At 74.1% G+C, this 25676-nt stretch carries 28 protein-coding genes; 6 read left to right on the forward strand and 22 right to left on the reverse strand.

From position 1 onward, the window contains the following. Positions 1–1291: Zn-dependent hydrolase (locus ACZJYS_RS10185; RefSeq protein ID WP_493177651.1), on the reverse strand; the 1291-nt coding region annotated here is incomplete at its 3' end. 87 nt (positions 1292–1378) lie between these two features. On the opposite strand from ACZJYS_RS10185, the gene ACZJYS_RS10190 reads away from it, so the two are divergent. Beyond that, on the forward strand, positions 1379–2278 hold the full coding sequence (locus ACZJYS_RS10190; RefSeq protein WP_493177654.1) for a polysaccharide deacetylase family protein: 900 nt from the start codon (positions 1379–1381) through the stop codon (positions 2276–2278). A 131-nt stretch (positions 2279–2409) separates the two neighbouring features. Further along, the gene (locus ACZJYS_RS10195) at positions 2410–3768 is read left to right on the forward strand and encodes a serine hydrolase domain-containing protein (RefSeq protein WP_493177656.1); all 1359 of its coding nucleotides are present in this window, start codon (positions 2410–2412) and stop codon (positions 3766–3768) included. 48 nt (positions 3769–3816) lie between these two features. Here the strand turns inward: ACZJYS_RS10195 and ACZJYS_RS10200 are convergent, their stop codons facing one another. From ACZJYS_RS10200 to ACZJYS_RS10220, 5 genes are all read right to left on the reverse strand, one after another. After that, positions 3817–4008, reverse strand: coding sequence for a hypothetical protein (locus tag ACZJYS_RS10200; RefSeq protein ID WP_109517570.1), 192 nt, complete (start codon positions 4006–4008; stop codon positions 3817–3819). A gap of 41 nt (positions 4009–4049) precedes the next feature. Further along, positions 4050–4259, reverse strand: coding sequence for a hypothetical protein (locus tag ACZJYS_RS10205; RefSeq protein ID WP_109517569.1), 210 nt, complete (start codon positions 4257–4259; stop codon positions 4050–4052). Between the two features lie 206 nt (positions 4260–4465). After that, a complete protein-coding gene (locus tag ACZJYS_RS10210; protein ID WP_109517568.1) occupies positions 4466–4672 on the reverse strand; it encodes a cold-shock protein in 207 nt (68 codons plus the stop codon). A gap of 265 nt (positions 4673–4937) precedes the next feature. Further along, positions 4938–5978, reverse strand: coding sequence for a DNA polymerase IV (dinB, locus tag ACZJYS_RS10215; RefSeq protein WP_493177699.1), 1041 nt, complete (start codon positions 5976–5978; stop codon positions 4938–4940). 74 nt (positions 5979–6052) lie between these two features. Further along, on the reverse strand, positions 6053–6346 hold the full coding sequence (locus tag ACZJYS_RS10220; RefSeq protein ID WP_493177661.1) for a hypothetical protein: 294 nt from the start codon (positions 6344–6346) through the stop codon (positions 6053–6055). Between the two features lie 112 nt (positions 6347–6458). On the opposite strand from ACZJYS_RS10220, the gene ACZJYS_RS10225 reads away from it, so the two are divergent. Continuing rightward, entirely contained in the window at positions 6459–7196 is a 738-nt protein-coding gene (locus ACZJYS_RS10225) for a maleate cis-trans isomerase family protein (protein ID WP_493177663.1), read from the forward strand. Positions 7197–7203: 7 nt separating this feature from the next. Here ACZJYS_RS10225 and ACZJYS_RS10230 read toward each other — a convergent pair whose 3' ends face one another. The 4 genes from ACZJYS_RS10230 to ACZJYS_RS10245 are packed head-to-tail and all read right to left on the reverse strand — an operon-like array spanning position 7204 to position 8572. Continuing rightward, positions 7204–7605, reverse strand: coding sequence for a DUF6691 family protein (locus ACZJYS_RS10230; protein WP_379648896.1), 402 nt, complete (start codon positions 7603–7605; stop codon positions 7204–7206). Between the two features lie 4 nt (positions 7606–7609). Further along, positions 7610–8038 (reverse strand): YeeE/YedE family protein, encoded by a 429-nt coding sequence (locus ACZJYS_RS10235; protein WP_493177665.1) that lies wholly within the window; start codon positions 8036–8038, stop codon positions 7610–7612. Continuing rightward, a complete protein-coding gene (locus ACZJYS_RS10240) occupies positions 8035–8364 on the reverse strand; it encodes a metalloregulator ArsR/SmtB family transcription factor (protein ID WP_493177668.1) in 330 nt (109 codons plus the stop codon). The genes ACZJYS_RS10235 and ACZJYS_RS10240 overlap by 4 nt, the downstream gene beginning before the upstream one ends. Before the next feature lies 1 nt (position 8365). After that, positions 8366–8572 carry a YgaP family membrane protein gene (locus tag ACZJYS_RS10245; protein WP_493177670.1) on the reverse strand — a complete coding sequence of 69 codons (207 nt, stop codon included), beginning with the start codon at positions 8570–8572 and terminating at the stop codon, positions 8366–8368. 237 nt (positions 8573–8809) lie between these two features. Between ACZJYS_RS10245 and ACZJYS_RS10250 the strand changes: the two genes are divergently transcribed. Then, positions 8810–10297, forward strand: a complete 1488-nt coding sequence (locus ACZJYS_RS10250) for a DUF4403 family protein (protein ID WP_493177672.1) — start codon at positions 8810–8812, stop codon at positions 10295–10297. On the opposite strand, the gene ACZJYS_RS10255 is transcribed toward ACZJYS_RS10250, so the two are convergent. The 5 genes from ACZJYS_RS10255 to ACZJYS_RS10275 form a co-directional block, all read right to left on the reverse strand. Beyond that, entirely contained in the window at positions 10294–11832 is a 1539-nt protein-coding gene (locus ACZJYS_RS10255) for an aldehyde dehydrogenase family protein (protein WP_493177674.1), read from the reverse strand. The two genes, ACZJYS_RS10250 and ACZJYS_RS10255, sit on opposite strands and share 4 nt — an antisense overlap. After that, the gene (locus ACZJYS_RS10260; RefSeq protein WP_493177677.1) at positions 11825–12715 is read right to left on the reverse strand and encodes an NAD(P)-dependent oxidoreductase; all 891 of its coding nucleotides are present in this window, start codon (positions 12713–12715) and stop codon (positions 11825–11827) included. Before ACZJYS_RS10260 ends, ACZJYS_RS10255 begins: the two co-directional genes overlap by 8 nt. 112 nt (positions 12716–12827) lie before the next feature. Beyond that, positions 12828–13616, reverse strand: a complete 789-nt coding sequence (locus ACZJYS_RS10265) for a DUF3750 domain-containing protein (protein WP_109517561.1) — start codon at positions 13614–13616, stop codon at positions 12828–12830. A gap of 87 nt (positions 13617–13703) precedes the next feature. Beyond that, positions 13704–14909, reverse strand: a complete 1206-nt coding sequence (locus tag ACZJYS_RS10270; protein ID WP_493177680.1) for a mandelate racemase/muconate lactonizing enzyme family protein — start codon at positions 14907–14909, stop codon at positions 13704–13706. A gap of 17 nt (positions 14910–14926) precedes the next feature. After that, complete coding sequence (locus ACZJYS_RS10275; protein WP_493177682.1) at positions 14927–15901, reverse strand: Bug family tripartite tricarboxylate transporter substrate binding protein; 975 nt, start codon at positions 15899–15901, stop codon at positions 14927–14929. A gap of 144 nt (positions 15902–16045) precedes the next feature. On the opposite strand from ACZJYS_RS10275, the gene ACZJYS_RS10280 reads away from it, so the two are divergent. Then, a complete protein-coding gene (locus tag ACZJYS_RS10280) occupies positions 16046–16741 on the forward strand; it encodes a FadR/GntR family transcriptional regulator (RefSeq protein WP_493177684.1) in 696 nt (231 codons plus the stop codon). A gap of 10 nt (positions 16742–16751) precedes the next feature. Here ACZJYS_RS10280 and ACZJYS_RS10285 read toward each other — a convergent pair whose 3' ends face one another. After that, entirely contained in the window at positions 16752–17534 is a 783-nt protein-coding gene (locus ACZJYS_RS10285) for an SH3 domain-containing protein (RefSeq protein ID WP_493177685.1), read from the reverse strand. A gap of 77 nt (positions 17535–17611) precedes the next feature. Further along, positions 17612–19093: a dihydropyrimidinase gene (hydA, locus tag ACZJYS_RS10290; protein WP_379648882.1), complete on the reverse strand. Its 1482-nt coding sequence runs from the start codon at positions 19091–19093 to the stop codon at positions 17612–17614. Positions 19094–19254: 161 nt separating this feature from the next. On the opposite strand from hydA, the gene ACZJYS_RS10295 reads away from it, so the two are divergent. Further along, positions 19255–20688 (forward strand): M20 family metallopeptidase, encoded by a 1434-nt coding sequence (locus tag ACZJYS_RS10295; protein ID WP_493177686.1) that lies wholly within the window; start codon positions 19255–19257, stop codon positions 20686–20688. Positions 20689–20691: 3 nt separating this feature from the next. On the opposite strand, the gene ACZJYS_RS10300 is transcribed toward ACZJYS_RS10295, so the two are convergent. From ACZJYS_RS10300 to nikA, 5 genes are read right to left on the reverse strand one after another with little or no spacing between them, the layout of a single operon-like run. Continuing rightward, entirely contained in the window at positions 20692–21474 is a 783-nt protein-coding gene (locus ACZJYS_RS10300) for an ABC transporter ATP-binding protein (RefSeq protein ID WP_493177687.1), read from the reverse strand. Continuing rightward, complete coding sequence (locus tag ACZJYS_RS10305) at positions 21471–22253, reverse strand: ATP-binding cassette domain-containing protein (RefSeq protein WP_493177690.1); 783 nt, start codon at positions 22251–22253, stop codon at positions 21471–21473. Before ACZJYS_RS10305 ends, ACZJYS_RS10300 begins: the two co-directional genes overlap by 4 nt. Beyond that, a complete protein-coding gene (gene nikC / locus ACZJYS_RS10310) occupies positions 22250–23065 on the reverse strand; it encodes a nickel ABC transporter permease subunit NikC (RefSeq protein ID WP_493177693.1) in 816 nt (271 codons plus the stop codon). Before nikC ends, ACZJYS_RS10305 begins: the two co-directional genes overlap by 4 nt. Continuing rightward, positions 23062–24000 carry an ABC transporter permease subunit gene (locus ACZJYS_RS10315; RefSeq protein WP_493177696.1) on the reverse strand — a complete coding sequence of 313 codons (939 nt, stop codon included), beginning with the start codon at positions 23998–24000 and terminating at the stop codon, positions 23062–23064. The genes nikC and ACZJYS_RS10315 overlap by 4 nt, the downstream gene beginning before the upstream one ends. A gap of 6 nt (positions 24001–24006) precedes the next feature. After that, the gene (nikA, locus tag ACZJYS_RS10320) at positions 24007–25581 is read right to left on the reverse strand and encodes a nickel ABC transporter substrate-binding protein (protein WP_493177698.1); all 1575 of its coding nucleotides are present in this window, start codon (positions 25579–25581) and stop codon (positions 24007–24009) included. Between the last annotated feature and the right edge of the window lie 95 nt (positions 25582–25676).

Raw genomic sequence — 25676 nt, forward strand, 5'->3', positions numbered from 1 at the left:
AGCCGAGCCACTCCTCCAGCGCGCCCGTCAGCACGGCGAGGCCGACGCCGAAATCGGCCATCTCCATCGCCTCGCGCGGGTTGTGGCTGCCATGGTCGTTGCGCAGGAACAGCATGGCCGAGGGGATGCCGAGTCCGGCGAAGGTGGCGCAGTCATGCCCGGCGCCGGAGGCCATGCGGCCGAGCGGAATGCCGGCGCGCTCGCCCGCGCGGCGCAGCGCCGCCTGCAGGCCGGCATCCATCCGCGCGGGCGCGGCATGGGTGCCGGCGCCGAAGTCGAAGCGCACGCCGCGCTCCGCCTCCAGCGCCGCCGCCTCGCTGCGCAGCCAGGCGTCCACGGCGCCGAGCAGCGCGGCATCCTCGCTGCGGATGTCGAGGCTGAAGCGGAAATGGCCGGGGATCTTGGTGGTGGCGTGCACCGAAGGGTCGGTGGAGAGGATGCCGGCGGTGCAGACCAGGTCGGCGCCCGAGGCCTCCAGCTCCGCCCAGCGGCGGTCGAGCGCCGCGATCAGCGCCACGCCGGCCAGGGCGGCGTCGCGGCGCTGGGCGCGGGGCACGGCGCCGGCATGGGCGTGCTCGCCCGTCACCGTCACCGCCGGGTAGCGCCGGCTGCCGCGGATGCCGGTGACGATGGCGGCCGGCAGCCCCTGCGCCACCAGCGCCGGCCCCTGCTCGATATGCGGCTCGATGAAGCAGGCGACGCGCCGTGGATCGAGCAGGGCGCGTCCGGCGCGGATCGGGGCGGGGTCGAAGCCCTCGGCGGCCATGTGCTCGGCCAGGGTGCTGCCGGTATCGCTGCGGCGGAGCGTGTCCGGCGCTTCGGGCGGCAGCAGGCCGAACAGGGCGCGGCTGCCGAGGTAGTGCGCCGGGAACCAGCACATTTCCTCGGCACGGATGCCAAGGATGAGCAGATCACGGGCAGATTTCAGCCCTCTGCGCGCCCGGTGGGCAGCGGCGGCCAACCCCATCACCACGCCGGCGGCGCCATCGAAATTGCCGCCATGCGGCACGCTGTCGAGATGCGAACCGATCACCACGGCGGGCAGGGCGGGGTCCCGCCCCGGCAGGGTCATGCGCAGCGTGCCGATGGCGTCCACCGCCACGCGCAGCCCGGCGGCGCGGGCGGCCTCGGCCAGCAGGGCATGCGCCGCGCGCTCACCGGGGCCGTAGGAGGCGCGGGTGACGCCCGGCTCGTCGCGCGACGCGGCGTGCAGCCGGTCGAACAGGGAGGCGGCCAGGTCCAGCGCGGGCCGCAGCTCCGGCGCCAGGGCAAGGAGGGAGGAGGCGGTCATGCCCGGCCTCCCAGCAGGCGGCATGCCAAGGGGCTGGCCCCGCGCTTGCCAGGGGCACGGCAGGCTCTCGGAGGGAAGGAACCCGGCATGACGCGCGACCTCATCGGCTATGGCGGCGAATGGCCCGATCTGCGCTGGCCCAACGGGGCGCGGCTGGCGGTCTCGGTGGTGGTGAACCTGGAGGAGGGGGCCGAGCAGCAGGTGGGCGACGGCGACCCGCAATCGGAGCGGATGGGCGAGGTGATGAGCGTCGTGCCCCCCAGGGTGCGGGACATGGGGCAGGAGCAGATCTTCGCCTACGGCACCCGCGCGGGTCTGTGGCGGATGCTGGAGGCGCTGGACCGCCACGCCATCCCTGCCACCTTCCTGATGTGCGGCCGCGCCGTGCAGCGCGCCCCCGCCCTGGCCGGCGCCGTGGCGGCGGCAGGGCACGAGGCCGCCGTGCATGGCTGGCTGTGGCGCCCGCATGCCGACTACACCAGCCGCGAGGCCGAGGCCGCCGACCTCGCCCGCTGCGCCGAGACCATCGGCGCCGCCACGGGGCAGCGGCCGGAAGGCTTCTTCTGCCGGGGCGCGGAGAGCGGCTGGACGCGCGGCCTGCTGGAGGAGCAGGGCTTCACCTACACCTCCAACGCCTTCGACGACGACCTGCCCTACCGCGACCCGGCGCATCCCGGCCTGGTGGTGGTGCCCTACGCGCTGGATTCCAACGACATGAAGTTCTTCCACCCCAACGGCTTCGTCCGCGCCGGCGAGATGGTGGAGTATGTGTCGGACGCGCTGGACGTGCTGCTGGCCGAGGCGGAGCGTGGCCGGCCGCGCCTGCTGAACATCGGCTACCACCTGCGCATCGCCGGCCGCCCCGGCCGCTTCCGGGCCTTCGAGGGCGTGCTGGAACAACTGGCCGCGCTGCGGGACCGCCTCTGGCTCGCCCGGCGCGCCGAGATTGCCCGCGCCTTCGCCGTGGCCGTGCCGCCCGGAGGCTGAGCGGGAGGCCGATCAAGAAAAGGATGGCGGCCCGGCGGAATACAGCCCGCCGGATTTCGTTCCGGTTGAAGTCGCGTTAGCCTGCGCCCCGGCCCCTTCAGGAGGCCCAAGATGCCAAGGGCAGGAAACGCATGAACCAGTTCACCACTTCGCGCCGCGCGGCCTTCGCCGTGGGCATGACGGGCCTTGCCGCCGGGCTGGCAGGCCCGGCCCTGGCGCAACCCTCCGCGCAGCCATCCGGCACCCCGCCGCACCCGCATCGCGGCCCGGTGCGCCCCCGCCCGCCCGGCGGGCCGGACCTGATCCGCGGCTTCTCGCGGGAGCGACTGGCGCGCATGGAGCGGGCCTTCGCCGACGAGGCGGAGCGCGGCTCCTTCGCCGGCTGCGTGGCGCTGGTGGCGCGCGAGGGCGAGATCATCCACCACGAGGCCTATGGCCACCAGGATGCGGCGCGGACGACGCCGATGCCGCGCGACGCCATCTTCCTCCAGGCCTCGATGACCAAGCCGATGACCTCGGCGGCGGCGATGATGCTGGTGGAAGAGGGGAGGATGAAGCTCAGCGACCCCATCACCCGCTGGATGCCGGAACTGGCCAACCTGAAGGTGGAGCGCAGCCGCGACGGCCAGCCGCCCGAGGAGGTGGCGCTGGAGCGGCCGGTCACGGTGCAGGACCTGCTGCGCCACACCTCCGGCTTCGCCTATTCCAACGCCGTGCCCTCGGAGCGCATCCGAGACGCCTACCGGGAGCAGAACATCGAGGCCGGGCGCGAGGCCATCACCGGCGACGAGATGCTGCGCCGGCTGGGCGGCATCCCGCTCGCCTTCCAGCCGGGCACGATGTTCTTCTACTCCATCTCCACCGACGTACTGGGGCTGCTGATCGAGCGCGTGGCCGGGCAGCGGCTGGACCGGCTGCTGCAGGAGCGGCTCATCGGCCCCCTGGGCATGCGGGACACGGCTTGGTTCGTCGAGCCCGGCAAGCGCGGGCGGCTGGCGGAATCCCCCACCACCGACCCGCAGACCGAGCCGATGTGGCGCGCCTACCGCATCCTGGAGGACGATGCGGGGCGTTCCTACCTGAAGGGCGGCGCCGGGCTGGTCTCCACCGCGGCGGACTACTTCCGCTTCGCGCAGATGATCGCCAATGGCGGGCATTTCGAGGGGCGGCGCTACCTGGCGGCGCCGGTGGTGAACTACATGCTCTCCAACCACATCCAGGGCATGGGCGGATCGCCCACCGCCTCCACCGGGCCGGGCTATGGCTTCGGGCTGGGCTTTGCGGTGCGGTTGCAGGACGGGCTCGGCGTGGCGCCCGGCAGCAGGGGCGACGCAATGTGGGCCGGTGCCTGGGGCACCTCCTTCACCATCGACCGGGCGGAGGGGCTGGTCGGCATCCTGATGGCGCAAGGCCCGAGCGCGCGCGGGCAGACCCGCATGCTGTTCAAGAACCTCGTCTATGGCGCCATGGTGGAGAGCCGCCGCGCCTGAGCAGGCGCGGCATCCCGCCCCGGCAGCGATGCCGGGCGGGGGCCCGGCTCAGCGGCGGGCCTTGCTCTTCTGCAGCTCGCGCTCGATCGAGGATTTCTCGCTGGAGCCCGAGCGGCGGATGATCTCGCGGATGATGGCGGGCGAGACCCGGTGCCGCTTCGCCAGGGAGGCAATCTCCTGCTCCAGCCTGGCTTCGGCCTCGGGGTCCTGGACCGCCGCTTTCTGAGGATTTGGCGGCACGACACGTCTTTCCTGGTTCTGGGCCGCGGGCGGCGCGGGCTTCAGCCCGGCATCGCGGCGCTGCCGCGGATCTGGCTTTCGCGCACCACGCGCTCATGGCCGTCGCGGAGGTTGCGGACGCGGTATTCGCGGTCTGTGGCATCGTTGGGCAGTTGCCGCAGCACCGTGTAGGTGCCGCGCGGCGCCGAGCCGTCGAAGCGGCCGGGCACGAATTCGACGCTTTGGCCGATGGTGAAGCCGTGAGGGGGCATGCGGAACTCCTGGGCGGGCCGGCGAAGGGTCACGCGAGCCAGATGGGAGCGGCAGGCCGGCGGCCCGCGCGCGGCATGGCCCTCAGCGGCTCCCACAATGCTTCCGGAGGCCGGAACAGGCCCGGCCTCCGCTGCCATTGCGCGGGCATGCGCCCGCGCCTCTTCCAGGCCGGCGCCGCCCCGAAAGGCAGCCCCGGCGGGGAGGATCAGGCCATCTTGAGGTTGGTGGCCGAGGTCTTGCCCTGCTGGCCGCGCTGCAGGTCGTACTCGATCTTGTCGCCCTCGCGCGGCTCGCGCAGGCCGGAGCGCTGCACGTCGGAGATGTGCAGGAAGACATCCTTGCTGCCGTCATCCGGCTGGATGAAGCCAAAGCCCTTGGTCGCGTTGAACCACTTGACGGTGCCGGTGGACATGATGGTGTTCCGTTCATGAATGAGAACCGCTCCGCAAAACCGCAGAACGGATCAAGCTGCGAGGGGAAACGGACACCAGGCTCGGCGCTCAAGCATGAGCAAGGAGAACAGGCCGAACCAAACGAGTTTGACGGTTAACATATGGACGCTTGCACCGCTTTCCGCAAGCATCGATGGCGGAATTGTCGAAGCGCAGGCGCCCTCTGCGGCGCGCGGCCCGGCGCGCGCCGCGTCGCGCCGGAACGGGCCTTTCCTTGCCGGACGGCTAGAACGCCAGCGTCATCTGCTCCGCCGCGCCGTCCCGCTCGCCGCCCAGCGCGGAGAGGGTGACGCCCAGCAGACGGATGCCACGCGGCGGCGGCAGCACCCCGCCCAGCAGCTGCGTGGCGATGCCCTCCAACTCCGCCAGGCTGCCGACCGGCAGGGCGGAGGACTGGCTGCGGGTGATCTGGCGGAAGTCGCTGAACTTCACCTTCAGCGTCACGGTGCGGCCCTGCAGGCCGTGGCGCGCCACATGCTCCCACACCTTGGCGGCGAGCGGGCGAAGCGCCTCGCGCAGGGCAGCGAACTCGGCGAGGTCCTGGCTGAAGGTGGTCTCGGCGCCGACCGACTTGCGCAGCCGGTGCGCCTGCACCGGGCGGTGGTCCTCGCCACGCGCGATGGCGTGGTAGAAGGCGCCGGCCTTGCCGAACTCGGCCTGCAGCGCCGCCAGGCTCTGCTGCCGCAGGTCGAGCCCCGTCTGGATGCCGAGGCGGTTCATCCGCGCCGCCGTCTTCGGCCCGATGCCGTGGAAGCGGCCCACGGGCAGGTCCTCCACGAAGCCCGGCCCCATGCGCGGGGTGATGACGAACAGCCCGTCCGGCTTGCGGTGGTCGGAGGCGAGCTTGGCCAGGAACTTGTTGTAGGAGACGCCGGCCGAGGCGGTGAGGCCCGTGCGCTCGCGGATGGCGGCGCGGATGCGCTGCGCGATCTCGGTGGCCGAGGCGATGCCCTGCAGGTTCTCCGTCACGTCGAGATAGGCCTCGTCGAGCGAGAGCGGCTCGATCAGCGGCGTGTGCTCGGCGAAGACGGCGCGGATCTGCTCGGAGACGGCGCGGTAGACCTCGAAGCGCGGGCGGACAAAGACGAGGTCGGGGCAGAGCCGCCGCGCGGTGAGCGACGGCATGGCCGAGCGCACGCCGAAGCGCCGCGCCTCGTAGCTGGCCGCCGCCACCACGCCGCGCGCGCTGGAGCCGCCCACCGCCACGGGCAGGCCGCGCAGCGCCGGGTCGTCGCGCTGCTCAACCGAGGCGTAGAAGGCATCCATGTCCACATGGATGATCTTGCGCACGGGCACGGGCACGGGCACGGGCACCGGCGCGGGCGGGGCCGCTTCCCGCGTCACGGCGCGCGGCGCGTGGCGGTGGGCGGCAGAGAGGGCGGCGGCGCCGCCGCGATGGCCGCCAGCATGCCGTCCTCCACCGGGCCGGAGAGCAAGGTGGCGGCGGGGAAAGCCGGGAACAGGGCGTCGGTGACGTCGCGCATGAGCGCAGGAAGGTAGGAGATTTCATGGTCATGGTCACGCGCGGCCGCCCGCCGCGCCCGCCGCGCCCGGCTCGCACGCGCGGCGGGGCGCGCCATGGCCGGGCTGTTCGGCGGCCCCCTCGGCGCCGCGGCCTCGGCGGCCAGCGCCATGAGCGGCGGCTTCCTGCCCTGCGAGCGGCCGAGGGCCGGCAGGGGGGAGGGGAATTGCCAGCACGCGCATTCTTCTGTCTGCTGGCCATCGCCTGAGGCTGAGGAGGACCGAGTGACCGTGAGCAAGCGCATCCTGCTGGGCATGCTGACCCCTTCCTCCAACACCGTGCTGGAGCCGGTGACGCAGGCGATGGTGGCGGCGCTGCCGGAGGTCTCGGCGCATTTCGGCCGCTTCCGGGTGACCGAGATCGCCCTCTCCGACCAGGCGCTGGGCCAGTTCGACGACGGCGAGATCCTGCGCGCCGCCGAATTGCTGGCGGATGCGAAGGTGGATGTGATCGCCTGGAACGGCACCTCCTCCGGCTGGCTCGGCTTCGAGGCGGATGAGCGGCTCTGCCGCCGCATCACCGAGGCCACCGGCATCCCCGCCACCACCTCGATGCTGGCGCTGAACGAGATCCTCGCCCGCACCGGCGTGCGGCAGCTCGGGCTGGTGACGCCCTATCTGGATGATGTCCAGTCGCGCATCGTCGGGAACTACGCGGCGCTTGGCTTTCCCTGCGCGGCCGAGCGGCATCTCGGCCTGCGCGACAATTTCTCCTTCTCCGAGGTCTCCGCCGCCACGCTGCACGGCATGGTGCGGGAGGTGGCGGCGGCGGGGCCGGACGCCATCGCCGTGGTCTGCACCAACCTGCGCGCCGCACCCCTGGTGGCGGCGCTCGAGGCGGAGACCGGCCTGCCGGTCTACGACACCATCGCGACCGTGGTGTGGAAGAGCCTCCTCATGGCCGGCGCCGACCCCGGCCGGGTGCAGGGCTGGGGCGGGCTGTTCCAGGCGCTGCGGGGCTGAGCCGGGCTCAGAGCCGCCGCGCCAGCGCCATGCCCGCCAGCATGGCCGGCAGGAAGGCCAGCGTGCCCGGCGCGCCGAGGCCGAGCGAGGCCAGCGCCGGGCCGGGGCAGAAGCCGCCCAGTCCCCAGCCGATGCCGAACAGCGCCGCGCCGAGCAGCAGGCGCCCATCCACCGCGCGGCGGGTGGGAAGCTGGAAGGCTTCGGCCAGCAGCGGCCGGGGGCGGCGCAGCACCAGCCGGTAGCCCAGCGCCGTGGTCAGCACCGCGCCCGCCATGACGAAGGCCAGCGAAGGGTCCCAGGCGCCGCCGAGGTCGAGGAAGTTCAGCACCTTCGCCGGGTCGGCCATGCCGGAGACCAGCAGGCCCAGGCCGAACAGCAGCCCGAGGCCGAGATTGACCAGGAAGGACATGGGCTCAGCTCCCGAGGCCATGCCGCATCAGCGCGACGGTGAGGAAGCCGGTGACCATGAAGGTCAGCACCGCCGCCAGCGAGCGCGGCGAGAACCGGGCCAGCCCACACACCCCGTGGCCCGAGGTGCAGCCATTGCCGAGCACCGCGCCGAACCCCACCAGCAGCCCGGCGAGCGCCATCAGCGGCAGGTTGCCGGGCACGCTCTGGAGGGGGGCGTCGCCGGTGGCCAGCCAGACCGCCAGCGGTGCCGCCACCAGCCCGAGCACGAAGCCGAGCCGGCCCTTCCAGGCGCCGTCCGGCCAGGGCGGCAACAGCCGGCTGGCGATGCCGCTGATGCCGGCGATGCGGCCTTCCAGCGCCATCATGCCCACGGCGGCGAGGCCGATCAGCACGCCGCCCAGCAGGGCGGACCAGGGGGTGAACGCGGTCATGGGGCAGGCGCCTCCGGGGCGCAGAACAGCTGGTGCAGGGTGGCGATGAAGGTCTCGGTCCGCGCATCGGCCAGGCGGTAGAACACCGCCTTGCCCTCGCGGCGGGTGGCGACCAGCCCGGCCTCGCGCAGCGCGGCGAGCTGCTGCGACAGGCCGGGCTGGCGGATGCCGAGCAGCGCCTCCAGCCCGCTGACGGGCTGCTCCCCTTCCACCAGGGCGCAGGCGATCATCAGCCGGTCCGGATGCGCGAAGAGCTTCAGGAAGGCGGCGGCCTCGGCCGAGCGGGCCTGCATCTCGGCGGTGGTGAGGGAAAGGCCGCCCGCCATCTCAGCGCCGCGTCCCGGCCGGCGGGGCGGTGGACAGGCCCAGCAGGGGATAGGCCGGGCAGTGGCGGAGCAGCCCTGTGGCCAGCGGCACCAGGCCGAGCAGCCCGAGCCAGCGGGCATTCCCCTCCATCCAGAAGGGCAGGGAGAGCAGGGCAAGGCCGAGGACGATGCGCAACGCGCGGTCGAGACCGCCGACATTGGGAGTCATGCGAGGAGTCCTTCTGGGTGCCAAGCGGGAATGCCGCGTGGCGGCTGCATCTACGGGCGAAGCCTAGCTTCAATTACGTGAAAACGAAATAGAAAAATTGCAAATGAAGTAAGGTCGCCCTGTCGTCGAGGGGCCGCATTGCCGTGGCCGGCTGGCCTGCCTATCAGGCGCGGCGGCGAAACCGGCTTCAGCACGGCGGCGTTGCTGGGCGCGGGCGGGCAGCAGGGGAGAGACGCAATGGTTCAGGCCCGGCCATGGCTGCGGCGCGTCCGGCTGGCCCTGGCGCTGCTGCTCGGCGCGGCGGCGCTGGCGGCCGCCGTGGCGGGGGTGTTCTGGGTGCAGGCGCGCGAGGGGCAGCTCAGCGAGGCACCGCCGCGCCGCTCCAGCACCCTTGCCCTGCCGGAGCGCGAGAGCCGCATGGTGCTGCGCCTGCGCGTGCCCTTTGCCCTGCTTCGCCAGGCGGCGCAGGAGGCGGTGCCGGGCAGCTTCACCCTGCGCAGCGGGCCCGAGGCCTCCACCCGCCACGAGGTCACCATCCGCCGCGTCGGCGAGATCGGCCTCTCGGCCGCCGGGGAGCGGCTGCGGGTGACGGTGCCGCTGGCCGTGGAGGGCACCGTGGGGCTGGGCGGCGCCCTGGCCGAGCTGCTCTCCCTCGGCCGCAAGAACATCGACGCCGCGGCCGAGGTGCAGGCCGATCTCGGCCTGACGCTGGACGATGGCTGGTGCCCCGCCTGGAGCGTGGCGGTGCAGTACCGCTGGCTGCGCCTGCCGCGGCTGGAGGTGATCGGCGGCGTCTGGGTCGGCATCGAGCAGCAGGTGCGGGCGCAGGTGGAAGCCGCGCTGCGCGACCTTCCGGCGCAGCTGGCCGCGCTGCTGCCCTGCCGGGCGGTGCGCGAGCAGGCGCTGGCGCTGTGGCAGCCGCGCAGCCTGACGGTGCAGCTGCCCGCCGCCCCGCCGCTGCACCTGACGGTGCGGCCGCAATCCATCGGCCTCTCGGAGATCACCGTGGCGCCCGGCGATCTCAGCGTGATGCTCGGCCTGCGCGCCACCACCGCCATGGCCTCCCGCCGCCCGCCGGAGGCGCCGCCCAGCTTCCTGCCGCCGCTGCACGCCCTGCCCGAGCGCTGGCAGGAGCGGGACGGGCGGCTGCGCGTCGCCATCCCTGTCCGCGCCGGCTACGACATGATCCGCGACTGGCTGATGCGCGAGTTCGGCGGGCGGGACATCCCCTTCGAGACGCCGCTCGGGCCGGTGCGGCTGCGGGTGCGGGAGATCTTCCTCTACCCCAGCGCCCCGGCGCTGGCGGCGGCCGTCACCTTCGACGCCAGCCTGCCCGGCCTGCTCCCCGACACCACGGGGCGGGTGGTGTTCTACGCCCGGCCGGTGCTGAGCCAGGGCGGCACGCGCGTCGGGATCGAGGAGCTGCGCTTCGCGCGCGACCTGGACAGCCGGCTCTGGTCGCTGGCGACGCTGGTCTTCGAGCGGCAGATCCGGGCGTGGCTGGAGGGCATCGCCGTCTATGATTTGCGCGAGGTGATGGAGGGCGCGCTCCAGGCGCTGCGCGACCTGGCCGCCGACCCGGCCAACACCGGCGGGCTGCGCCTGACGCTGACGCGCCCCAGCCTGAAGCTGGAGCGCCTGGTGCCGGAGCTGGATGCGCTCACCGTGCTGGGCAGCGCCGAGGCGGGGGTGGAGGCGGAGCTGACCTCTTTGCCGCTGCCCTAGCCGACATAGCCGAAGGCCACCGCCGGGCTGGCGGCGGTCTCCACCCAGACGCTCTTGGTCTGGGTATAGGCCGCCAGCGCCTCCCGCCCCGAGGAGCGGCCATAGCCGCTGCGGCCGAAGCCGCCGAAGGGCGAGGCGACGTTGATGGTCTTGTAGCTGTTGACCCAGAAGGTGCCGGCCCGCACCGCCGCCGCCACCCGGTGGGCGCGGCCCACATCCTGCGTCCACACCGCGCCAGCCAGGCCGTAGGGGGTGGCGTTGGCCAGCGCGATGGCCTCCTCCTCCGTGTCGAAGGGCAGCACCGCCAGCACGGGGCCGAACACCTCCTCCCGCGCGATCGGCGCCCCGGGCTCCACGCCGTCGAGGATGGTGGGGGCGTAGTAGAAGCCGCCCGTGCCGTGCAGCGCCTCCGGGCAGCCGCCGCCCGTGGCGAGGCGCGCCCCCGCATCCGCCGCCGCCCGCACCATGCCGGCGATGCGGTCGAGCTGCCGGCGGTTGTTGATCGGGCCGATCTGCGTCGCCGGGTCCGCGGGCGCGCCGAAGGGGATGCGCGCGGCGGCATGGGCCAGCCGCTCCACCACCGTGCCGTGCACGGCGCGCTGCACCAGCAGGCGGGAGCCCGCCACGCAGCTCTGCCCCGCACCGCCGAACACCGCCGCCTGGGCGCCGAGGATGGCGTGGTCGAGGTCGGCGTCGGCGAAGACGATGTTGGCCGATTTGCCGCCCAGCTCCAGCACGCTGGGCACGATGTTGCGCGCGGCCTCGGCGGCGATGCGCGCCCCTGCCTCGGCCGAGCCGACGAACACCACCAGCCGCGTTTCGGGATGCGCCACGGCGGCGGCGCCGGTGCTCGGCCCCGCGCCGGCCAGCACGCTGACGAGGCCGCGCGGGATGCCCTCCGCCCGGTGGCACAGCGCGGCGAGGGCGAGGGAGGTGAGCGGCGTCAGCTCCGAGGGCTTCAGCACCACCGCGTTGCCGGCGCAGAGGGCGGGGGCGACCTGCCAGCCGGCGGTGAAGATCGGCGCGTTCCAGGGCGTGATCTGCACCACCGTGCCGAGCGGCTCGTGCCGCGTGTAGTTCAGGTGGCTGCTGGGCACGGGGATGACGTCGCCATGCAGCTTGTCCGCCCAGCCGGCGTAGTACTCGAACATCTCGGCGACCTTGGCCACCTCGCCGCGCGTGTCGCGGATCGGCTTGCCGGCGGAGAGTGTCTCGATACGGGCCAGCGGCTCGGCCTCGGCGCGCACCAGCCGCGCCACTTCCCATAGGGCGCGGCCGCGCGCGGCCGCGCTCATGCCCCACCAGGCGCGCTGTGCCGGGCGGGCGGCGTCCATCGCCGCCTGCACCACCGTGGCGCAGGCATCGGCGTAATCCAGCAGCGGCAGGCCGTCGGCCGGGTTCACCAGGGTGAGCCGCTCGCCGCCGCCGGGCAGGATCTCGCCGGCCACGAAGCTGCCCACCGCGCCCCCGGGCAGGAAGCGTTGCAGCAGCGGCGCCAGGGCGGCGGCATCCAGGGAAAGGCGGGTCTCAGCCATGCGGGGCCTCCTCGGCGGCGCGGTAATCGGCCATGCGGGTGAAGTCGGCGGCGTCGGGCAGGGCGGAGGCTTCCTCGGCCCAGAGGCGCTGCACCAGGGCGGCCAGCGGCAGGTCGAGACCCACCGCCTCGGCCAGCTCGGCGGCGAGGCGCACATCCTTGCGCATCAGCCCGGCGGTGAAGCCGCTGTCGAAGCCGCCGGGCAGCACCCAGCGCGGCACCATCACCTCGGTGGCCGCGCTGCGGCCCGTGGCGGCGTTGATGACGGCCAGTGCCTCGGCGGCCGGCAGCCCGGCGGCCTCCGAGAGGCGCAGCGCCTCCCGCGCCGTCACCAGATGCGCCGCCACCAGCATGTTGTTCACCAGCTTGGCGATGTTGCCCGCACCCGAGGCGCCGACATGCACGAGCTTCGCCGCCATCGCCTCCAGCACCGGGTGCACCGCGGCGAGGTCGCCGGCCGTGCCGCCCACCATCATCGTCAGGCTGCCGGCGGCCGCGCCGGCGGGGCCGCCGCTGACCGGCGCGTCCAGCAGCCCGTGCCCCGCCGCCTCCAGCCGCGCGGCGAGGCGGCGGGTGGTGACGGGGTCGGAGGTGGAGGTGTCGATCAGCACCACCCGCCGCCCCGGGCGCGCCAGCAGCCCGCCCGGCGCGGTGGCCACCGCCTCCACGTCGCGCGCATAGGGCAGGGAGAAGACCAGCGCGTCGGCCTGGGCCAGCACCTCCTGCTGCGCCGCCGCGACCGCGATGCCGGCCGCGCGGGCGGCCTCCTGCCGTGCCGGGCTGATGTCGTGGCCCAGCACGGTGAAGCCGGCGCGCAGCAGGCTCGATGCCATGCCCAGCCCCATCTGCCCCAGCCCGACCACGCCGATGGTGGAGAGTTCCATGCCTGCTTCCCCTGCGGTTGGGCGCAGGGTGGCGGCGGGCCGGCATCGCAACAAGACGCAGTTTCCGAACGAGGCGTTGCCGTTCCGGCAACGCTCCCCCGACCCTGCCGGTTCAGCCGGTGGCCGCGCGGTGCGGTGCCTCCGGCGTCTCCAGCGTCTGCGCCGGCAGGCCGAAGCGCCCGAGGCCCGGCAGCTTGATGGCCGGCCGCCGCAGGTCGAGCCCCGCCACGGCGCCAAGCAGGTTCAGCTCGATCCCCTCCACCCAGCCGAGGGTCAGCCCCGCATAGCCGGCGAGCGAAAGGGTGAACCCGGTGCCCGAGCCGGTGCGCCGCAGCCAGCGCCCGTTCCAGGGGTAGTCCTTGCCGATGGCGGTGGGCGGCAGCACGATGCCGAGCCCCGGCACCGCGCCCATCACCGCCGCGACGAAGGTGTTGGAGTTGGGGCCGGGCCAGGCGCGGTAGTCGCCGCGCTCGCGCCAAGCGTAGCTGGCGATGGCATCGCGCAGCGCCGGGATCATCGCCGCCGCCTCCGCTCCGTCGAGGGCGAAGACCGTCTCCGGCGCGTGGCCGAACCAGCGGCCATCGGCCTCGAAGCCGTTCATGCGGATCGGCTCGCCCCAGGCGGTGTAGTCGTAGCGGGTGTAGGCGGCGGCGCCTTCCGGCTTGAAGACGATCCAGCAATGGGTGGCGAAGATGCCGCGCCAGCGCACCGTCTGCGCGGCGAAGACGCGGACAAGGGCAGGCCGGTGCGCCGCGGCGGGCGGCAGCAGCCCGGCGCTGGAACGGTCCGCGATGCGCCAGCCGGCGCCGCTGCCGCTGTTGAAGTAGAGCGCCGCCGAGATGGCCAGCGGCAGCAGGTAGGCGAGGGCGAAGAACCAGAGAAAGAGGCGGAGGAGGGTCATGCACGGTCCCTGGCGGGGGGCGGCGCCGGCGGCGCGGTCCAGGCCAAAGTTCCAGGGATGGGGGCGCCGGCCGCCCTCCGCAAGGCTTCAGCCGGCGCGGCTCTGCCGCACCACCGCGTCCTCCCGCCGCCGGATCTCGGGCCGCAGCGCGGTGCCGAGGCCCGGCGCGGTGGGTGCCTGCACCATGCCCTCGCGGATGACGGGCAGATCGGTGACGAGGTCGCGGTACCAGGTGGCGAGCGTGGCGCGCACCACCTCCTGGAAGATGGCGGTGGGGGCGTGCAGGGCCAGGTGCAGCCCGGCCATCAGCGTCACCGGCCCGGTGCAGTCATGCGGGGCGACGGGCTTGGCATGGCTCTCGGCCAGGGCAGCGATCTTGCGCCCCTCCGTCAGCCCGCCGCACCAGGCGAGGTCGAGCATGACGATGTCGATGGCGTCCGCCGCCAGGAGCTGCCGGAAGGGCACGGTGCCGGCGAGCGTCTCGCTGCCGCAGAGCGGCGTGCGGGTCTGCCGGCGGAGGTCGGCCAGCCCGCCGATGTCGTCCATCTTGTTCAGCGGGTCCTCGGCCCAGAACACGCCGTAATCCTCCAGCGCGCGGCAGATGCGCGCGGCGGCATGGGCGCCCCACAGGCTGTGCAACTCGCACATCACCTCGATCCGGTCGCCCACGGCGGCGCGGACCTTGCGGAAGGGCTCGAGCCCGGCCTTGAGGTCCTCCAGTGTGATCAGGTGGCCGCCGGAGGCGGGGGCGTAGGTGTCGAAGGGCCAGATCTTCATGGCCGAGTAGCCCTCGGAGAGCAGGCTCTCGGCCAGGGCGCCCGCGTCGCGCATGAAGGCCACCTGATCGTCATAGGGGCCGGCCGGCCGGTCCTCAGTGCCGATGTCGCGCCGCGCGACGCCGCTGGTGTTGTAGGCATAGCCGGCGCAGGTGTTGTAGGCGCGGATGGCGAGGCGGCTGGCGCCCCCCAGCGCCTCGTGCACCGGAATGCCGTGGCGCTGGCCCATCAGGTCCCACAGGGCGAGGTCCACGGCGCTGGCCGCACGCACCTCGGCGCCGGCGCTGTGGAAGCCGAGATAGGGCGTCATCAGGTGGCGCGAGACCGCCTCGATCTGCCGCGCGTCGCGCCCGAGCAGCCAGGGGGCCACCTGCTCGTGCAGGGCGGCCTCCACCGCCTGGGCGCCGCGGAAGCTCTCGCCCAGGCCGGTCAGCCCCTCATCGGTCTCGATCTCCACCCAGATCAGGTTGGGCCGCTCGGCGATGCGGATGGTGCGCAGGCAGGTGATGCGGGACATGGGCCAGGCTCCTCGGGTTACTCGGCGCGGATGTCGTTGGCGCGGATGACGGCGCCCCAGCGGGCGGTCTCGGCGCGGACATGCTCGCCCATCCGCTCCGGCGTGCCGCCGAGCGGCACCACCGCCGCCTCCTGCAGCCGGCGGCGGATGGCGGGGTCGTCCAGCGCCTTGTTGAAGGCGGCGTTGAGCGCGGCGACGGCCTCGGGCGGCGTGCCGGCGGGGGCGAGGAAGCCGAACCAGCTGTCGATGACAATGCCGGGGATGCCGGCCTCGGCGAAGGTCGGCACCTCCGGCAGCTCGGGGATGCGCTCGGCCGAGACGGCGGCCACGGCGCGCACCGCGCCGGCGCGGATCTGCGGCAGGATGGAGGGCAGGTTGTCGAAGAACACGTCGATGCGGCCGGCGATCAGGTCGGTGATGGCGGGGCCGCTGCCGCGATAGGGCACGTGCACCCATTTCAGCTCCAGCCGGCCGCGCAGCAGCTCCGGCGTCAGGTGGTTGGAGGCGCCGACGCCGGAGGAGCCGAAGCTCAGCCCGTCCGGCCGCTTCGCCAGTTCCAGCACGCCGGCGAGATCGCTGGCCGGCAGGCCGGGCCGCACCGCCATGACGTTGCGCACCGCGCCGGTGAGGATGACGGGGGTGAAGCTGCGCGCGAGGTCGTAGCCCGGGTTCGCGTAGAGCGAGGGGTTCGCCCCGCAGGTGCCGATGGTGCACTGGATCAGGGTGGTGCCATCGGGCTGGGCGCGGGCCACCTCGGCGGTGCCGATGTTGCCGGCGGCGCCGGCCTTGTTCTCCACCACCGCGCCGGCGGGCAGGTGCGGCGCCGCGCCCTGGGCCAGCAGCCGGGCGACGATGTCGCTGGTGCCGCCGGGGGCGAAGGGCACGACGATGCGCACCGGCCGCTCCGGCAGCTGCGCCAGGGCCGGGCGCGGCAGCGCGGCGGGCAGGCCGAGGGCGAGCAGCAGCGCCAGGGCGCGACGGGGCTTGGGCATGGCGTCCTCCTTCCCCTCTGGCGGGGGTCGGCGGCAGCTTCGCCGCGCGGTGAGATTTGTCAAACAGATTCGCTGGTACGGTCAGAAGATTATGACAGATATTTACAGCTTGCCGGCCGCTTCCCGGGCTCTCATAACCGCTCCATGGAGACGGACCCCGCCCCCTCGCTCAGCGACACCGTCTATGCCCGGCTGACCGAACTTCTCGGCACGGAGGCCTTTCCGGAGGGTGCCCGGCTGCCGGGGGAGAACGAGCTGGCGCGGCGCTTCGCCGTCTCCCGCCCCGTGCTGCGGCAGGCCCTGGCGCGGCTGCGGGCGGAGGGGCGGCTGGAGTCGCGCAAAGGGTCCGGCACCTATGTGCGCCAAGCGGCGCTCCCGGCCCTGCCGCCGATCGGCTTCGGGCCGCTCGGCAACATCCCCGATGTCCGCGCCTTCCTGGAGTTCCGCTGCGGGGTGGAGAGTGCCATGGCCGCCGGGGCGGCGCGCCGGGGCGACGCGGCGGCGCTGCGGCATCTGGCACGGGCGCGCGACACGCTGGCGGCGGAGACCCAGGCCGGCCGCCCCTCCATCGAGGCCGACATCGCCTTCCACCAGGCTGTCGCGGAGGCCAGCGGCAACCGCTTCTTCGTGGCGGTGATGGCGGCGCTGGCCGAGCAGACGCGCTTCAGCATCCGCCTGACGCGGGAGCTCTCCGACACGCCGGATGCGGAGCGCTTCGCCACCATCCGGCGCGAGCATGGCCGCATCGCCGAGGCCATCCTGGCCGGCGATGCGGAGGCGGCCGGGGCCGCCATGGCCGAGCATCTGCGCGGCGGCATCCTGCGCCTGTTCGGCGGCTGAGGCGGCGGCCTCAGCGCTCCAGCACGGATTCGTGCACCCAGCCGAAGGGGGCGTCCTCGCCCACCTGCAGCCAGCCGCCCGGCGCCTCGCCGAAGACGCGAAGCGGTGATGCCCGCGGCACGACCCGCACCACCGCGCCGCCGCCGCCCGGGCTGCTGCGGATGTTGACCGGATGCGCGGCGGTGGTGGTGACGCTGCCCGCCCCCGTTGGCGCCTGAGAGGGAGCCGCCTGTGTCGCCGGCGCCTGGGCGGATGGCGCCTGCGCCCCGGACGGCGGGGCGGAATGCGGTGGTGCCGCCGGCGCGGGGGCCGGGCCGGATTGCTGCATCAGCGCCGTGTCGGAGGGGAGGGGAGGCAGGGCGCCCACCCCCTGCCCCTGGCCGCTGCGCGGCCCGCCACCCTCGAAGCAGCGCTCGATGCTCTCGATGTAGACGCGGCTGGCCTCGACATTCGACATGCCGATGACGAGGCTGGCGCGGCCCGCCTTGCCGTCCTCTACCGTCACGGCAGCCACCCAGGGGATGTACGGGTCGTTCACGGCGCCGGTTGGGTTCACCTGGCCGCAGACGGCGTAGGTGCCGGGGATCTGCTGACCATAGACCTGGATGGCCCGCAGCCGCATCTCTCCGGTGGCCCGCAGGCGGGCGCGCACCTGCTCCTCGGCGGCCTGGCGCGCGGCGGCGATGCCGGCGCCCTGGCCGGCCTTCGCCTCGGCGGAGGTCTTTTCGGCGTCGTCGCAGCCGGCGAGGCCGAGCAGGGCCAGCAGCGTGAGCGGGGCAAGAAGCTTGGGCATCACAGGAGCTTAGCATGCCCCGGCCGCCTGACGAAGCCGCGGCCGGCGCGGCCCTGCCCCGCCGGCCGCGTCGCCTCTCAGGCCAGGGCGGCGTCGAACCCGTCCGGCACCACGCCGCGCGGCCGGGCCAGGGCATAGGGGCCGCGGGCCAGGAACCGGCCGGAGCCGGGCTGCGCCAGCACCTCGCCATCCCGCACCGCCACCTCGCCGCGGCGGATGGTGACGCTGGGCCAGCCCTTCACCGCCATGCCCTCCCAGGGGGTGTAGTCGATGGCGTGGTGCAGCGCCGCGTTGCGGATCACCCGCTCCGCATCCGGGTCCCACAGCACCAGGTCGGCATCGGCGCCGGGGGCGAGGCTGCCCTTGCGCCCGGCGAGGCCGAACAGCGCCGCCGCATTGGCCGAGGAAAGGCGCACGAAGGTCGGCAGGTCGATGCGGCCCTTCGAGACGCCCTCGGAGAACAGCACGGGCAGCCGCGTCTCGATGCCCGGCACGCCGTTGGGGATGGCGTTGAAGGCCGGCGTGCCGTCCGGCCGCTGCACGGCGGCGCCGGTGCCGTAGGCGCTGCCGCCGGCCACGCGCTTCTGCGTGGCGAAGGAGAAGCCGCAATGGTCGGAGGTGACGACATCCAGCGTGCCGTCCTGGATGCGGCGCCAGATGCGGGCATTCTCGCCCTTCTCGCGCAGCGCGGGGGAGCAGACCGCCTTGGCGCCGGCAAAGTCGGCGCCGGTCAGGTCGTCATGGTCGAGGGTGAAGTATTGCGGGCAGGTCTCGCCCCACACCTTCAGGCCACGGCCCTTCGCGCGGGCGATCTCGGCCGCCGCCTCCTCGCAGGAGACGTGGAAGACCTGGATCGGCTGGTCCACCAACTCGGCCAGCGCGATGGCACGGTGCGTCGCCTCGCGCTCCACCACCGGTGGGCGGGACCAGGCGTGCTGCAGCGGGTCGGTGAGGCCGGCCTTCAGCAGCGCCTGGATGCGCCAGCCGATGGCGTCGAAATTCTCGCAATGGACGGTGACGAAGGCGCCGAGCCGCTTTGCCGCCGCCAGCACCTCCAGGAACTCGGCATCGGTCAGGCGCAGCGGGTCGTAGGTGAGGAACACCTTCAGGCTGCGGATGCCGCGCGCGACGAGGGCGGGCACCTCCTTCTGCATCACCTCGGGCGTCGGGTCCGTGATGATCTGGTGGAAGGAGTAGTCGGCGCGGGAGGCGGCGGCGCGCGCCTCGTAGCCGGGGGCGGAGGCGGCGAGGCTGTGCCCCTTCCACTGCGGCAGGAAGCAGATGAAGGCGGTGGTGCCCCCCGCCAGCGCCGCCGCCGAGCCACTGGCGAAGCTCTCCTCGTGCAGCGAGCCGTCCTGGCCCATTTCTTCGAGATGGCAATGGGAGTCGAGGCCGCCGGGGGTGACGATCATCCCCTTGGCCGAGATCTCCTCCCGCCCGCGCCCCAGCCCGTGGCCGAGGGCGGCGATGCGGCCATCGCGGATACCGATATCCGCCTCGAACACCTCCGCCGCCGTGGCCAGGGTGCCGCCGCGCACCACCAGATCGAACCCGTCCATGCCTGTCTCCCTCAAGCCCCGCCCACGCCGCAATGGCCTCCCCCAGCTAGCAGAGCGGCGCCGGGGCGGATAGCGCCGCCCGCAGGGGCCACGCGGTGACAGGGCACGCGCGCCCGTGCATCCTGCGCCGCCTTCCCGAACCGCATGAGGCCCCGCCCGCCATGTCCCGAGACGCCGCCATCGCCGCCGCCCGCCAGACGCTGGAGGACGGTTCCCTGCTGGAGACCCTGGCGCGCCGCGTGGCCTTCCCCACCTCCAGCCAGGACCCGGAGAGCGCCCCGCATCTGCTGGCCTATCTGGAGCGGGAGATCGCGCCGGACCTGGAGCGGATGGGCTTCGCCTGCGCCATCCACCCCAACCCCAGCGGGCAGGGCGGCCCGTTCCTGATCGGCCGCCGCATCGAGGACCCGTCCCTGCCCACGCTGCTGACCTACGGCCATGGCGACACGGTGCGCGGCATGGAGGGGCAGTGGCTGGACGGCCTTTCCCCCTGGGTGCTGGCCCAGCGCGGCGAGCGGCTCTACGGCCGCGGCATCGTCGACAACAAGGGCCAGTTCACCAGCAACCTCGTGGCGCTGGACGCGGTGCGGCGGGTGCGCGGGCGGCTCGGCTTCAACGTCGTCGTGCTGCTGGAGATGAGCGAGGAGGTCGGCTCCCCCGGCATCGACGAATTCTGCCGCGCCCATCGCGAGGAACTGGCGGCCGACGTGCTGATCGCCTCCGACGGCCCCCGCCTGGTGCCGGAGGTGCCGACGCTGAGTCTCGGCACGCGCGGCGCCATCAGCTTCGACCTGCGCGTGCGCTACCGCGAGGGCGGGCACCATTCGGGCAACTGGGGCGGCGTGCTGGCCAATCCGGGCGTGCGGCTGGCGCATGCGCTGGCCAGCATCATCGACCGCGACGGCAAGGTGCTGGTGCGCGAGCTGGTGCCGGAGGGCATCTCCGACAGCATCCGCCGGGCGCTGGCCAAGTGCCGCGTCGATGGCGGGCCGACGGGGCCGAAGGTCGACCCCTGGTGGGGCGAGCCGGGCCTCTCGGCGGCGGAGAAGGTGTTCAGCTGGAACACCTTCGAGGTGCTGGCCTTCAGCACCGGCAACCCGCTGGCGCCGGTGAACGCCGTGCCGCCCGAGGCCTTCGCCCGCTGCCAGATCCGCTACACGGTGGACCGGCCGGTGGAGAGCTTCGTTCCCGCCATCCGCCGCCACCTCGCCGCCCAGGGCTTCAACGACGTGGTGGTGGAGGAGGTGAAGGAAGGTGCCGACTGGGCCGCCACCCGCATGGACCCCGAGGGGCCCTGGCCGACGCTCGTCGCCGCCTCGGTGGAGCGCAGCCTGGGCAAGGCACCGATGATCGTCCCCAATGCCGGCGGCTCGCTGCCGAATGACAGCTTCGCCATCACGCTGGGGCTGCCCACCGTCTACATCCCGCATTCCTACAGCGGCTGCTCGCAGCACGCGCCGAACGAGCACGCGCTGCTGCCGCTGGTGCGGGAATCGCTGGAGCTGGCCGCCGGCCTATTCTGGGATCTGGGCGAGCAGGGCTGGCCGGGGCGGCAGGGCGCGCAGCCGGCCTTCCTGCCCGCCGCCGCGGGCTGAGCCTCAGCCGGGGCGCGGCCGGGCCGGCAGGATTGCGGCCCGCAGCGCCGCCAGGGCGGGGGGCAGAGGCCCCGGCCCGAAGGGGTCGGGCACCTCTACCGGCCGGCGCTCCTGCATCACGTAGCAGCGCCCGGCGAAGCCGCGCACCAGCCGCAGGTCGTGGGTGACGAAAAGATAGGCCACCCCCGTCTCCCGCCGCAGCCGGTGCAGCAGGGCAAGGACCTGCGCCTGCGTCTCCAGGTCCAGGCTGTTCACCGCCTCGTCCAGCAGCACCAGGCGCGGCGCGGGCGCCAGGGCGCGGGCGATGCAGAGCCGCTGCAACTGCCCGCCGCTGAGCCGGTGCGCCAGCCGGTCCATCAGGGCGGGGTCCAGCCCCACCGCCCGCATCAGCCCGGCCACCCGCTCCCGCAGCGCGGGGCGGGGCAGGCGCCCGGCCAGCAGCGGCTCCGCCACCACCGCGAAGGCGGAGAGGCGCGGGCTGGTGGCGGCGAAGGGGTCCTGGAACACCGCCTGGATGGCGCGCCGCGTCGCCGGCGCCACCCGGCCCCGCGCATCGCGCAGCGGCTGTCCCTCGAACAGCACCGCGCCGGCATCGGGCGGCTCCAGCCCCAGCATCAGCCGCCCCAGCGTGCTCTTGCCCGAGCCGGTCGGGCCGAGCAGGGCGACGCACTCCCCGGCGCCGATCCGCAGCGCCGCATCCTCCAGCACCGGCAGGCGGCGGCGGGAGAGCAGCCCGCCCTGGCGGTAGGCGTGGTGAATGCCGCGCATCTCCAGCAGCGGCGTCATGCCGGCAGCGCCTCGCTATAGAGCGCCAGATGCGTGGCCAGCAGAGCCCGGCTGTGCGGGTGGCGGGGGGCGTCGAAGAAGCCCCGCACCTCCTGTTCCTCGACGAGCCGCCCGCCCTGCATCACCGCCACGCGGTCGGCCAGCCGCGCCACCACGGAAAGGTCGTGCGTCACCAGCAGCAGGCCGAGGCGCCGCCGCGCCACCAGCCCTTCCAGCAGGCCGAGGATCTGCGCCTGCACGATCAGGTCGAGATCGGTGGTGGGCTCGTCGGCCAGCAGGAAATCCGGCGCGCGCGCCAGGGCCAGGGCCAGCATCGCCCGCTGCAGCATGCCGCCGCTGAGCTGGCCGGGGTAGAGCGGCAGCAGCCGCGCCGGCGCGTCGAAGCCCACCTCGCGCAGCAGCGCCTCGGCCCGCGCCGTGGCGGCGGCGCCGCGCAGCCCGTCGCAGGCCAGGGTCTCGCGGAAATGCCGGCCGAGGGTGACGAGCGGGTTGAAGCCGCCGCGCGGCGCCTGCTGCACGAAGCCGATCCGCCGGCCGCGCAGCGCCGCCTGGGCGTCCGCGTCCAGCACCGCGCCGTTCAGCCGCAGCACCCCGGCCACGCGCCGCACGCCGCGCGGCAGCAGGCCGAGCAGCGCCAGCGTCGTCAGGCTCTTGCCGCCGCCGCTGGTGCCGACGAGGCCCAGCACCTCCCCCCGCCGCAGGGCGAGCGAGACGCCATCGACCAGCGCCACGCCGCCCGCCTCCAGCCGCAGCCCTTCCAGCGCGAGGCCGGCACTCAATGCGCGTGCTCCCGCAGCGCCGGGTCCAGCCGGTCGCGCAGCGCGTCGCCCAGCAGGTTGAAGGCCAGCACGGTGAGCAGGATGGCCGCGCCCGGCAGCAGCACCAGCATCGGCGCGCTGCGGAAGAAGGGGCGGGCGTCGTTGATCATGATGCCCCATTCCGGCGCCGGCGGCGCCACGCCGAGGCCGAGGAAGGACAGCCCCGCCAGGTGCAGCATCCAGTGGCCGAGGTCGAGGCTGGCCAGCACGGCGAGCTGCCCGGCCAGCGCCGGCAGCACGTGCCGCCGCAGGATGGCCAGCCGCGAGAGCCCCGCCACGCGGGCGGCCAGGATGTGGTCGCGCTGCCGCAGCGAGAGGGTGAGGCCGCGCACCAGCCGCGCATACCAAGCCCAGTGCGAGAGGGCGATGGCCACCACCACATTGCCGAGGCCCGTGCCCAGCGCGCCGATCATGAACAGCGCCAGCACCAGGGTGGGCACGGTCATGAAGGCGTCGCACAGCCGCATCAGCACCGCGTCCACCACCCCGCCCAGCATGCCGGCGAGCATCCCCACCGCGCAGCCCAGCGCCAGCACCAGCGCCAGGATAGCGGCCACCGCGCCGAAGGAGGCGCGCGCCCCCCAGAGCAGGCGGGAGAGCAGGTCCCGCCCCAGATGGTCGGTGCCCAGCCAGTGCGCCGCCGAGGGCGGCAGCAGGCGGCGGGCGAGGTCGGTGGCCGCCGGGTCGTGCGGCGCGATCCAGGGCGCCAGCAGCGCGGCACCCAGCAGCAGCGCGACCAGCCCGAGCGCCAGCGGCAGCAGGAGGCGCCTCACGCCGCACGCTCCAGCCGGATGCGCGGGTCGAGCCAGGCATAGGCGAGATCGACCAGCAGGTTGCCCAGCACGAACACCGTGGTCAGCACCATGACGAAGCCCTGCAGCACCGGGTAGTCTCGGTTGGCGATGGCCTGCAGCGCCCAGCGGCCGAGGCCGGGCCAGCCGAATACCGTCTCCACCACCATCGCGCCGCCGATCAGCTCGCCCAGGTGCAGCCCCATGGCGGTGAGCGGCGGCAGCATGGCGTTCAGCGCCACGTGCCGGCCGAGCAGGGTGCGGCGCGGCAGGCCGCGCGCGGCGGCGAAGCGCAGATGCGGCTCGCCCAGCGCCCCCAGCACCGAGGCGCGCACCAGCCGCAGCATGACGCAGGCGGACATGGTGGCGGTGGCCAGCGCCGGCAGCACCAGGCTCGCCGGCCCGTCGCGTCCCATCGCCGGCAGCCAGCCCAGGGTGACGGCGAAGAGCAGCACCAGCAGGAAGGCCAGCCAGAAATTCGGCACCGAGACGCCGAGGAAGGCGATGAGGCGCGTCGCGTGGTCCGGCCAGCGGTCGCGCCGCAGCGCCGCCCACAGGCCGAGCGGGATGCCGAAGGCCAGCGTCACCAGCATGGCGGTGCCGGCCAGTTGCAGCGTGGCGGGCAGGAACTCGGCGATCTCGGCGGTGACGGGCCGGCGGGTGAACCAGGAGGTGCCGAGGTCGAGCCGCAGCGCATCGGCCAGCCAGGCGCCGTACTGCGCCAGCAGCGGCCGGTCGAGGCCCAGCTCCGCCCGCGCCAGGGCCAGCGCGGCGTCGGTGGGCGGGATCTGCGCCAGGCGCAGATAGTCCAGCGCCGGGTCGCCGCGGCCGAGGCGCAGCATGGCGAAGAAGCCGAAGGAGACCGCCAGCAGCAGCGGCGGCAGCGAGAGCAGGCGGCGCAGCGCGAAACCCGTCATGGCGCCTCAGCCGCGCGGGAGGATGCGGTCGAACGGAATCTCGTAGCGCGTGTCGCCGAAGGGGACGGTGCCGAGATCCGCGCGGTGAACCAGCTTGTTGGTGAGGAAGGAGATGGGAAAGTACACCGCCTGCTCGTGCAGGGTGGTGAGCAGCCAGCGGTATTCCTCCGCCCGCGCCGCCTCGTCCGTGCCGGCCAGCGCGGCGCCGATGCGGCGGTCGATCTCGTCCTTCATCGGCAGGCCCCGCTGTGCCTGGTAGTCGGCATGGGCGGGCTGGCGCATGGCGGCCAGGAAGGCGTGCGGGTCGTAGGGCGCGCCCCAGGTCTCGGCGAAGATCAGGCCGAAATCGCCGGATTTCTGCCGGCCGAGACAGGTGGCGCTGTCCTCCCCCAGCAGCCGCGCGCCGATGCCGATGCGCGCGAGGTCGCCCTGGATGGCCTCGGCCAATGATTTCTGCAACGCGTCGCTGCCGGTGAAGCAAAGGTCGAGCACCAGCGCGTGCCCGGCCCGCCGCCGCACGCGCTCGCCGGGGGCGAGGTGCCAGCCGGCCTGCTCCAGCAGCGCCGCGGCGGCCGCCCGGTCGAAATCCGGGGCGCGCAGGCCGAGATCGGCATGGGGGAAGTTCTCCGCGAACAGCGTTCCGGCCGCCGGCTCGGTGTCCAGCAGCACGTGCCGCACCAGCGCCGCCCGGTCCACCCCGCGCGCGATGGCGTGCCGCACCGCCGGCGCGTCGGTGGGGAAGCGCGCCGAGTTCACCGCCAGCAGCCGCGTGGCCAGCGGCGGCGAGACGGCGGTGGTGAAGCGCCGGTCGGCGGCGAAGCGGCGGAAGGTGTCGGCGTCGAGCTGGTCGGTGCCGTAGGCGAGGTCGATCTCGCCCGCCTCCAGCGCCAGGGCGCGGGTGTTGCTGTCAGCCGCCACCCGCACCAGCACCTGCTCCAGCGCCGGGGGCCCGCCCCAGTAATGCGGGTTGCGGCGGAACAGGTCGTGCTGGCCCGGCCGCGTCTCGGCCAGCATCCAGGGGCCGGTGCCGATGGGCGCGCTGATGCCGCCATCCGGCCGCAGCACGGCGGGCGAGGCAAAGCGCAGCGGGCGGATCAGCGCCAGCTCCATCAGCGCCGGAGGGTAGGGGCCGCGCAGCCGGAGCCGGACCGTGCCGGGGCCGAGCGCCTCGGCATCCTCGATCTGCGCCACCAGCGCCAGCCAGTCATGCCGCTCGGGCCGCGCCAGGAGGGCACGGATGTTGGCCACCACGGCGGCGGCGTCGAAGGGCGCGCCGTCGGTGAAGCGCACGCCCGGCCGCAGGGTGAAGACATGGCCGCGCCCATCCGCCTCTGCCCGCCACGCCGTGGCCAGCGCGGGCGCGAGCTGCCCGCCCTCCACATAGCGCAGCAGCGGCTCGTAGAGCATGGCCTGCGCGTACATCTGGTTCGGCGCGTAGAGGTGCGGGTGCAGCGGCCCGGCATTGGCGGGCCAGGAGAAGCGCAGCGTGCTGCGGGCCGGCGCGGCCGCCCCGGCGGTGCGGGCCAGGGCCGGCAGGGCGGGAAGCGCGGGCAGGGCCCGCAGCAGGGAGCGACGCAGCATGGGGCCGGCCTCGCGGGCATGGAGTATGAGGTTTCTGGCGAGACCTCATACGGTTTTCGGCCGGCGGGTGTCCAGCCGGGGGCGGGCAGGGCGCC

Source organism: Roseomonas sp. TS2 (genome assembly GCF_058833935.1).

Coding starts and splice junctions, on each gene's coding strand:
- ACZJYS_RS10190 (WP_493177654.1), top strand. CDS start 1,379: ATGACGCGCGACCTCATCGGCTATGGCGGCGAATGGCCCGATCTGCGC.
- ACZJYS_RS10195 (WP_493177656.1), top strand. CDS start 2,410: ATGAACCAGTTCACCACTTCGCGCCGCGCGGCCTTCGCCGTGGGCATG.
- ACZJYS_RS10205 (WP_109517569.1), bottom strand. CDS start 4,259: ATGCCCCCTCACGGCTTCACCATCGGCCAAAGCGTCGAATTCGTGCCC.
- ACZJYS_RS10210 (WP_109517568.1), bottom strand. CDS start 4,672: ATGTCCACCGGCACCGTCAAGTGGTTCAACGCGACCAAGGGCTTTGGC.
- dinB (WP_493177699.1), bottom strand. CDS start 5,978: ATGGATGCCTTCTACGCCTCGGTTGAGCAGCGCGACGACCCGGCGCTG.
- ACZJYS_RS10220 (WP_493177661.1), bottom strand. CDS start 6,346: ATGGCGCTGGCCGCCGAGGCCGCGGCGCCGAGGGGGCCGCCGAACAGC.
- ACZJYS_RS10230 (WP_379648896.1), bottom strand. CDS start 7,605: ATGTCCTTCCTGGTCAATCTCGGCCTCGGGCTGCTGTTCGGCCTGGGC.
- ACZJYS_RS10235 (WP_493177665.1), bottom strand. CDS start 8,038: ATGACCGCGTTCACCCCCTGGTCCGCCCTGCTGGGCGGCGTGCTGATC.
- ACZJYS_RS10240 (WP_493177668.1), bottom strand. CDS start 8,364: ATGGCGGGCGGCCTTTCCCTCACCACCGCCGAGATGCAGGCCCGCTCG.
- ACZJYS_RS10245 (WP_493177670.1), bottom strand. CDS start 8,572: ATGACTCCCAATGTCGGCGGTCTCGACCGCGCGTTGCGCATCGTCCTC.
- ACZJYS_RS10250 (WP_493177672.1), top strand. CDS start 8,810: ATGGTTCAGGCCCGGCCATGGCTGCGGCGCGTCCGGCTGGCCCTGGCG.
- ACZJYS_RS10255 (WP_493177674.1), bottom strand. CDS start 11,832: ATGGCTGAGACCCGCCTTTCCCTGGATGCCGCCGCCCTGGCGCCGCTG.
- ACZJYS_RS10260 (WP_493177677.1), bottom strand. CDS start 12,715: ATGGAACTCTCCACCATCGGCGTGGTCGGGCTGGGGCAGATGGGGCTG.
- ACZJYS_RS10265 (WP_109517561.1), bottom strand. CDS start 13,616: ATGACCCTCCTCCGCCTCTTTCTCTGGTTCTTCGCCCTCGCCTACCTG.
- ACZJYS_RS10270 (WP_493177680.1), bottom strand. CDS start 14,909: ATGTCCCGCATCACCTGCCTGCGCACCATCCGCATCGCCGAGCGGCCC.
- ACZJYS_RS10275 (WP_493177682.1), bottom strand. CDS start 15,901: ATGCCCAAGCCCCGTCGCGCCCTGGCGCTGCTGCTCGCCCTCGGCCTG.
- ACZJYS_RS10280 (WP_493177684.1), top strand. CDS start 16,046: ATGGAGACGGACCCCGCCCCCTCGCTCAGCGACACCGTCTATGCCCGG.
- ACZJYS_RS10285 (WP_493177685.1), bottom strand. CDS start 17,534: ATGCCCAAGCTTCTTGCCCCGCTCACGCTGCTGGCCCTGCTCGGCCTC.
- hydA (WP_379648882.1), bottom strand. CDS start 19,093: ATGGACGGGTTCGATCTGGTGGTGCGCGGCGGCACCCTGGCCACGGCG.
- ACZJYS_RS10295 (WP_493177686.1), top strand. CDS start 19,255: ATGTCCCGAGACGCCGCCATCGCCGCCGCCCGCCAGACGCTGGAGGAC.
- ACZJYS_RS10300 (WP_493177687.1), bottom strand. CDS start 21,474: ATGACGCCGCTGCTGGAGATGCGCGGCATTCACCACGCCTACCGCCAG.
- ACZJYS_RS10315 (WP_493177696.1), bottom strand. CDS start 24,000: ATGACGGGTTTCGCGCTGCGCCGCCTGCTCTCGCTGCCGCCGCTGCTG.
- nikA (WP_493177698.1), bottom strand. CDS start 25,581: ATGCTGCGTCGCTCCCTGCTGCGGGCCCTGCCCGCGCTTCCCGCCCTG.